The organism is Prevotella sp. LMAG:51 (assembly GCF_008680225.1).
In the GTDB taxonomy this organism is placed as follows: Bacteria; Bacteroidota; Bacteroidia; order Bacteroidales; family Bacteroidaceae; genus Prevotella; species Prevotella pectinovora.
Window position 1 is genome coordinate 231721 of the sequence record NZ_NALQ01000003.1, and the last position, 8090, is coordinate 239810.

Below are 8090 nucleotides of genomic sequence, written 5' to 3' on the forward strand. Positions count from 1 at the left end.
GAAAAGGTGCACCTGTAAGACAGAAGATACGGAATCAGGTCTTTCCAAAAATCTTCTTGTACTCACGAACTCCTGTTTTTAAAATAGAGAAAAATGAAACCGGGCAAAACCCTTGAAAGAGTTTGAGCCGCAGGTTTGACTTGACGGTAGCGTCCGACACAGTCCTATAGCTCAGTTGGTTAGAGCGCCACACTGATAATGTGGAGGTCGGCAGTTCAAGTCTGCCTGGGACTACAAGGAAAACAATTTCTTAAGCATGGGGGATTAGCTCAGTTGGCTAGAGCGCTTGCATGGCATGCAAGAGGTCAACGGTTCGACCCCGTTATTCTCCACGCAGTCGACAACCGTATTCGTATGGTTATGAATCGACAGACGATCTTTGACATGTTGTTACAGACAAAACTGTAGAAAAGAAAATTTCAATACAGCTGAAAGTATGGGCTAGGTCCCTTGTGAATTACGGTTCACATGTGGACACAGGCGAAAGTAAGAAAGGGCGTATGGCGGATGCCTAGGCTCACGGAGGCGATGAAGGACGTGATAAGCTGCGACAAGCCTTGGGGAGGTGCAAATGACCGTTGATCCAGGGATTTCCGAATGGGACAACCCGGCAGTCTGAAGGACTGTCATCCGGACAAAAGTCCGGAGGCGAACGGAGGGAACTGAAACATCTTAGTACCTCCAGGAAGAGAAAATAAACAATGATTCCCCCAGTAGTGGCGAGCGACCGGGGAAGAGCCCAAACCGGTGTTGTCAAGGCAACGCCGGGGTTGTAGGACCGCGCTGTGGTACTTTTATCGTGAACAGAATGGACTGGAAAGTCCGGCCGTAGAGGGTGAAAGCCCCGTACGTGAAGCGAGCGAAGGCCTAGCGGTATCCTGAGTAAGGCGGGACACGAGGAATCCTGCCCGAATCCGCCGGGACCATCCGGCAAGGCTAAATACTCCCGTGAGACCGATAGTGTACCAGTACCGTGAGGGAAAGGTGAAAAGCACTTCGACGAGAAGAGTGAAAGAGATCCTGAAACCATGCGCCTACAAGCGGTCGGAGCATCCATGAGATGTGACGGCGTGCCTTTTGCATAATGAACCTACGAGTTGCCGTCGCCAGCGAGGTTAAGTCCCATGAGGGACGAAGCCGTAGTGGAAGCGAGCCTGAAGAGGGCGTCAAGTTGGCGGAGGCAGACGCGAAACCAAGTGATCTACACTTGTCCAGGTTGAAGTCCCGGTAACACGGGATGGAGGACCGCACCAATAAGCGTTGAAAAGCTTCTGGATGAGGTGAGTGTAGGAGTGAAAGGCCAATCAAACTTGGAGATAGCTCGTACTCCCCGAAAGGCATTTAGGTGCCGCGTGGGAAGGTCAGCGTGAGAGGTAGAGCGACCGATAGGTCAAGAGGGCTTCACCGCCTATCGAGACCTGACGAACTCCGAATGCTCACGCTTAGTATTCCTGCAGTAAGGGGGCGGGTGCTAAGGTCCGTCCCCGAGAGGAGAAGAATCCGGACCGCCGTCTAAGGTCCCGAAGTTCTGTCTGAGTTAGTCTAACGAAGTGTGGTCCCTGAGACAGCCAGGATGTTGGCTTGGAAGCAGCCATTCATTCAAAGAGTGCGTAACAGCTCACTGGTCGAGGGTCCGTGCATGGATAATAATCGGGTATAAGACAGGCACCGAAGGCGCGGGATAGCAAATAATAAAAGTATCGGTAGGGGAGCATTCCATCGGCGTAGAATGCAGTAGGTGACTACTGCTGGAGCCTATGGAAAAGCAAATGTAGGTATAAGTAACGATTAGGAGGGCGAGAACCCCTCCCGCCGAACGACTAAGGTTTCCCAGGCAATGCCATTCATCCTGGGGTCAGTCGGGTCCTAAGGCTAAGCCGAGCGGCGAGGCCGATGGCAGACACGGTCAACATTCCGTGACTACCGCCATCAGTGATGTCCAGACGGAGCAGTGACACCTCCGCGCCCTGACGGAATAGGGCGTTGAAGGGCGTAGGCTATGAGAATGCCAGGCAAATCCGGCGTTTGAGCTGAAACCTGAAAGTACGGGGTCCCCTTCGGGGGAACCTGAGAGCGAGGGTAAGCATACTCCCGAGAAAATGGGCTAAACTCATGTTGGCGGTACCCGTACCGCAAACCGACACAGGTAGTTGGGTAGAACATACTAAGGCGTTGAGAGATTCATGGCTAAGGAACTAGGCAAACTGACCCCGTAACTTCGGGATAAGGGGTCCTCACCTCCGGGTGAGGCGCAGAGAATAGGTCCAGGCAACTGTTTAACAAAAACACAGGGCTGTGCGAACTCGAAAGATGAAGTATACAGCCTGACACCTGCCCGGTGCCGGAAGGTTAAGAGGAGATGTCACCGCAAGGGAAGCATTGAATTGAAGCCCCGGTAAACGGCGGCCGTAACTATAACGGTCCTAAGGTAGCGAAATTCCTTGTCGGGTAAGTTCCGACCTGCACGAATGGTGTAATGATCCGGACGCTGTCTCGGCCATGAGCTCAGTGAAATTGTAGTATCGGTGAAGATGCCGATTACCCGCGATGGGACGAAAAGACCCCGTGAACCTTTACTACAGCTTAGCATTGACCTTGGTCATCCGATGTGTAGGATAGGCCGGAGGCTTCGAAGCGGCGTCGCCAGGCGTTGTGGAGCCATCCTTGAAATACGGCCCTTTGGCTGTCTGAGGTCTAACGCGGAGAGTCGCGGACACTGCTTGGTGGGTAGTTTGACTGGGGTGGTCGCCTCCAAAAGCGTAACGGAGGCTTCCAAAGGTGCCCTCGGGCCGTTTGGTAAGCGGCCTTCAAGAGTGCAATGGCAAAAGGGCGCTTGACTGGGAGGGAGACATCCCGAGCAGGCAGGAAACTGGGGCATAGTGATCCGGCGGATGTGTATGGAAACTCCGTCGCTCAAAGGATAAAAGGTACTCCGGGGATAACAGGCTGATCCCCCCCAAGAGCTCATATCGACGGGGTGGTTTGGCACCTCGATGTCGGCTCGTCACATCCTGGGGCTGGAGAAGGTCCCAAGGGTTGGGCTGTTCGCCCATTAAAGTGGCACGCGAGCTGGGTTCAGAACGTCGTGAGACAGTTCGGTCTCTATCTATCGTGGGCGCAGGAGTTTTGAGTGGTGCTGTCACTAGTACGAGAGGACCGTGACGGACAGACCTCCGGTGTACCGGTTGTGCCGCCAGGCGCACCGCCGGGTATCCGCGTCTGGATCGGATAAGCGCTGAAAGCATCTAAGTGCGAAGCTTTCCACGAGATTAGAACTCCATTGAGGGTCGTCGCAGACGACGACGTTGATAGGGCGCAGGTGTAAAGACGGCGACGTCAAAGCCGAGCGCTACTAATTGCCCGAGAGCTTTCGCTTTCAGGCACACACTTTCAGTTGTATTGCAACTGTCAATTCTACAAAACAAGAAGTCTGTAACATTACGCATGTCCCCCATATCAGGTGGCGACAGCGGCGGGGTTCCACCTCTTCCCATTCCGAACAGAGAAGTTAAGCCCGCTTGCGCCGATGGTACTGCAATGCAATGTGGGAGAGTAGGTAACCGCCTTTTTTCACTTTAAGACTTGAATCCTCCGGAAGAGCAATCCTCCGGAGGATTTTTTTTGCGTCTGTACGCATCAGGGTCTTCCTTGGTCCTCATGCACGTCATGTCTGTTTTCATCAGGCGATAATTGAATTGTCCGGACAATTACCAGATGGTTTTTGCATGCAGAAACAGACGGAAGTGACTGAATTATAGACACTTCCGAATATGTGACCAGATGGTTGACGGTTTTTGTTGAATTTTAGTATTGATGACCGTTTGAGTATAAAGAAAGCGGATTACAGTTCCCTACCAGGAGATGTAATCCGCTTTGTGGCTCAGAATGCGTAATGTTATCGTATTACTTTATTCTAACTTGTCTGGGCGTTTGAATTGTTGCTTTAGTCATTCACGTTACCCGTCATGTTGAAACCCTTTGCAAGGCCGCCCTCGCTAGTCTCTTTGTATAGCGATGGAATGTCGTGTCCGGTGCGCTTCATTACCTCTACGACGCGGTCGAACGAAACGCGGTGAGATCCGTCGGAGAATGCGGGCATAGAGATTAGAGTCGAGTGCTCGGGTGGCAGCGAAGGCATTGCGTTCGATACATGGTATCTGCACCAATCCACAAATAGGGTCGCAAGTCATACCGAGGTGGTGTTCCAGTCCCATCTCTGCTGCATATTCTATCTGAGACGGGCTGCCACCGAACAACTGGCAGGATGCTGCTGACGCCATGGCGCATGCTACGCCCACTTCTCCTTGGCAACCAACGTCGGCTCCGGAGATGGATGCGTTTTTCTTCACTATATTTCCTACCAGTCCCGCTGTGGCAAGAGCGTGCAGGATTTGTTTGTCTGTGAATTCGTGGCTCTTTGATATATGATATAACACCGCTGGCAGCACGCCGCATGCTCCACAGGTAGGAGCGGTGACGATTGTTCCGCCTGAAGCGTTTTCCTCACTCACTGCCAGAGCATAGGCATATACCAATCCTCTTGTCTGCAGCGACTGTTTATAGCCACTTGCTTTCACGTAGTATGTCGGTGCCTTGCGTGGCAGATTGAGCGGACCGGGAAGTCTTCCTTCACGTTTAAGACCACGTTCAACCGCCTCTTTCATCTTGATCCATACCACTTCGAGATAATCCCACAGACTGCTGTCTTCGCATAGCTGCACGTATTCCCAATAATTTCTTCCCGTGCGTTCACACCATTTCATTATCTCTGTCATGGAGTTCATGTCGTAGACTTCAGGTGAGTTGAACATGTCGTCATCTCCTTTGCCTTCAGAGAGCGCACCTCCACCTATGCTGTATACCGTCCATTCGTTGATAGGCTTCTCGTCATTTGTGAGCGACTTGAATTTCATTCCGTTGGGATGGAACGGAAGGAATACGTCCGGTTTCCAGATTATCCTAACGGGAGCAATGGGTTCCAGCACCTCGATGATGGCGATGTCTGTCATGTGTCCTTTGCCCGTAGCGGCAAGACTACCATAGAGAGTCACCTCGAACGAGCTTGCTCCGCGGTTGTTCTCCAGAAATATCTTTGCGGCTTTCTGTGGACCCATCGTATGACTGCTTGATGGTCCCTTGCCTATTTTGAAAAGTTCTTTAAGCGTTTTCATATCTCTATTACCTTTAAAATGCAAAATTAGCGGAAAATCATATCAATAGCAAATGCAGAGTTGACTTTTTTCAGTTTCTCTCTCTTCCTGTTTTGATATTAAGAGCTTGTTATTACCTTTTATCCTTGATATTTACGTTCTTGATGGAAAAATGTCCTGACAAATCGTTTTATTTTTGATAAAAATACGTATATTTGCGCCTGATGACGACAAATAGGTTAATACGCGGAATGATATGGCTCAGTAGGATTGGCTGTTGCCGGGGCTTCGGAATACAGTCGCCTTGGGCTTACAGCCTCGTCAGATACGTCATAAATGAGCATTACCCGTATTATGCCTACGAACGTCTGGCAAAGGATTTTCCTGAGGCAGATGCCGTGAGACGCAAGATGGGTGAGTTCTTTCTCCGTCTCGCCAACCATGCCCAGCCAGAGATGGTGGTGGCGGTGGGCTTTGATGATGAAGACATGAAGCGTGACAAGGCTTATTTCCGTGCAGGCTGCAATTCTCTGCGTTGGGCGGGCATTGGGCCGTGTGATGCGGATCCGGCGCTGGAAACGCTTGGAAATGCACCGGGGACGCATATCCTGCATGCCAATGCCCCTGCAATAGATGCAGAATGGCTGACGGAAGCGGTGAAGCGGTTGCGGACCGGTGATTTCGTGGTAGTGGATAGGTTGAACTACAACAAGGCGGTCTGGCAAGATGTAGTGGGGAGACTTCAGAATATAGTGTCCTTTGATATGTATTATTGCGGATTGGTGTATGTCGATCCGAAACGATATAAGCAGAATTACAAGATTAACTTTTAAAAATCTCAAGACTATGGCAATAACAAAGGTTTATACAAAGACAGGCGACGAGGGCATGACGAGCTTGGTAGGAGGAGTGAGGGTGAGAAAGACAAACCCTCGTATCGAGGCATACGGCACCGTGGATGAACTCAGTGCGCAGCTCGGTCTGCTTGCTTCATTCATGAAGGATGGCGACGACAAGAATATGGTGATCAGCATTCAGCGCACGCTGTTCACGGTATGCTCATATCTCGCTACCGATACCACTCAGACCAAGTTGGCACCTTCGTATACCATCGACCCGCAGGAGGTGACGGTGCTGGAAGAGGAAATTGACCAGCTGAACGGCAGTCTGCCCCGACAGACGTCATTCATCATCCCCGGAGGCTCACATGAGGCAGCTCTCGCACATGTATGCCGCACGGTATGCCGCAGGGCGGAGAGGCGCATATTCTTCCTCGGTGAAACCACCAAGCTCGATGGAAATGTATTGCAGTATATCAACCGTCTTTCTGACTATCTCTTCATGCTCGCACGCAAATTAAACTTTAATGACGGTGTGAGAGAAAAAATATGGAAGAAAAACTTGTAGATAAGAAAAAAACATTATTTTTGCGCTCAATTTTATAATAGGCAGCGAGCTGGCATGGTGATGCTGCCTGGTATCGCAAACTGATAATTTATATTTACTATGTATTGGACACTTGAATTAGCTTCAAAGCTCGAAGATGCGCCATGGCTGCAACGAAGGGACGAATTGATTGACTACGCAACTCGTTCCGGGGCGCCGCTTGAAGTGTTGGAGAATCTGCAGGAGATAGAGGATGAGGGTGACGTCTACGAGAGCATCGAGGATATCTGGCCCGACTATCCGACAAAAGAAGACTTCCCTTCAACGCGAGGACGAATACTAACAGCTCAAACAGCTAGCACAAACAGCTTAAAGCAGTTGAATATAAGCGGTATGGGAATTGTACGACAACATTCCTATACCGCTTTTTACGTTCTGTTTACCGCCAAATAAAATGCTCAAATAAGTATATTTTGAAGAATTAAATGATCAATAATCGGTACTTTCTGAATTCTTTCTTCGCTGATCATTTAATTCTGATAAACTTTTCTGCTATCTTCGCGTATATAGTGCATAAATCAAATTCATATTATTGTATATGGGAAGAATATCGCGAATCTTGAATGTAGACTTAAAGGCACAAGGAATGTTCGGATAATAAGATCATGCCTAAGAGTATGTTGTACAACATCAATTTCTTTATTTGCCAACTCTACTTGAAATAATTCGGCCCTATTTTTTGCGATACCAATAATAATTAACCTGAGTTCGGGATAAGAAAGTCTTTATAAAAGTTGGTAATCTCAATAATTTTTAGTACCTTTATGGTTGTAAATCAATTAGTTATAAAGTAAAAGGATACTATAGTTATGGAGATTACCAAGGACAAATTACTGAAATTTTCTGTATTATCGATGATTTTTGCCAAGAATATGATAAAGAGATTGCCCGCATGTCCATTTGTGAGCCTGACGGGCGTAAGCACCGCAATCGGAAATGTACTATGAGCCGGTCGGAAATCATGACAATACTCATCTGCTTTCATTTCAATACTTTCCGCAACTTCAAGCATTATTACCTCTTTTATGTCAAGGTGCACCTGCACGACTTGTTCCCAAAGCAGCTCTCTATATAACCGCTTTGTTGAACTCGAGTCCAGAGTCGCGGTTGAGATGATGCTGTTCCTCCAACTGTTTTGCTTTGGTAGATGCACGGGTATAAGTTTCATTGACAGTACATGCATTCCTGTATGCCACAACAAGCGTATAACAAGGAATAAGGTGTTCCGTGGTTATGCAGAAAGAGGCAAAAGCACCATGGGATGGTATTTCGGTTTCAAGTTACACCTGATATGCAATGAGAGAGGTGAACTGCTTAACTTTATGCTTACGAAAGCGAATGTTGACGATAGAAATACAGATGTTTTTAACAGATTGAGTGATAATGTGTTCGGAAAATTATTCGCAGACAAAGGATATATTTCGCATGGCTTGTTTGAGAGATTGTTTAACGACGGTATAGAAATTGTCACTGGCTTGAAATGCAATATGAAAA

2 protein-coding genes, 2 tRNA genes, 2 rRNA genes and 3 pseudogenes are annotated in these 8090 nt (G+C 48.7%); 8 read left to right on the plus strand and 1 reads right to left on the minus strand.

Annotated features, from left to right (window positions below; all coding sequences use genetic code 11):
- Positions 1-160 precede the first annotated feature (160 nt).
- The 4 genes from CCC32_RS01205 to rrf all read left to right on the plus strand — a co-directional run bounded on the left by CCC32_RS01205 (position 161) and on the right by rrf (position 3569).
- Positions 161-234: transfer RNA gene (locus CCC32_RS01205), tRNA-Ile, on the plus strand.
- Between the two features lie 24 nt (positions 235-258).
- A tRNA-Ala gene (locus tag CCC32_RS01210) sits at positions 259-332 on the plus strand.
- A gap of 148 nt (positions 333-480) precedes the next feature.
- Positions 481-3376: ribosomal RNA gene (locus tag CCC32_RS01215) — 23S ribosomal RNA — on the plus strand.
- A gap of 80 nt (positions 3377-3456) precedes the next feature.
- A 5S ribosomal RNA gene (rrf, locus tag CCC32_RS01220) occupies positions 3457-3569 on the plus strand.
- 374 nt (positions 3570-3943) lie between these two features.
- Here the strand turns inward: rrf and CCC32_RS01225 are convergent.
- Positions 3944-5171, minus strand: a pseudogene (locus CCC32_RS01225) (L-serine ammonia-lyase).
- Positions 5172-5401: 230 nt separating this feature from the next.
- On the opposite strand from CCC32_RS01225, the gene CCC32_RS01230 reads away from it, so the two are divergent.
- The 4 genes and pseudogenes from CCC32_RS01230 to CCC32_RS12770 form a co-directional block, all read left to right on the plus strand.
- Positions 5402-5983, plus strand: coding sequence for a hypothetical protein (locus CCC32_RS01230; protein WP_287071664.1), 582 nt, complete (start codon positions 5402-5404; stop codon positions 5981-5983).
- Between the two features lie 13 nt (positions 5984-5996).
- Positions 5997-6557, plus strand: coding sequence for a cob(I)yrinic acid a,c-diamide adenosyltransferase (locus tag CCC32_RS01235; RefSeq protein WP_044064480.1), 561 nt, complete (start codon positions 5997-5999; stop codon positions 6555-6557).
- Positions 6558-6656: 99 nt separating this feature from the next.
- Positions 6657-6879, plus strand: a pseudogene (locus tag CCC32_RS01240) (DUF2795 domain-containing protein).
- 495 nt (positions 6880-7374) lie between these two features.
- A pseudogene (locus CCC32_RS12770) lies at positions 7375-8090 on the plus strand (IS982 family transposase); the annotation flags it as partial.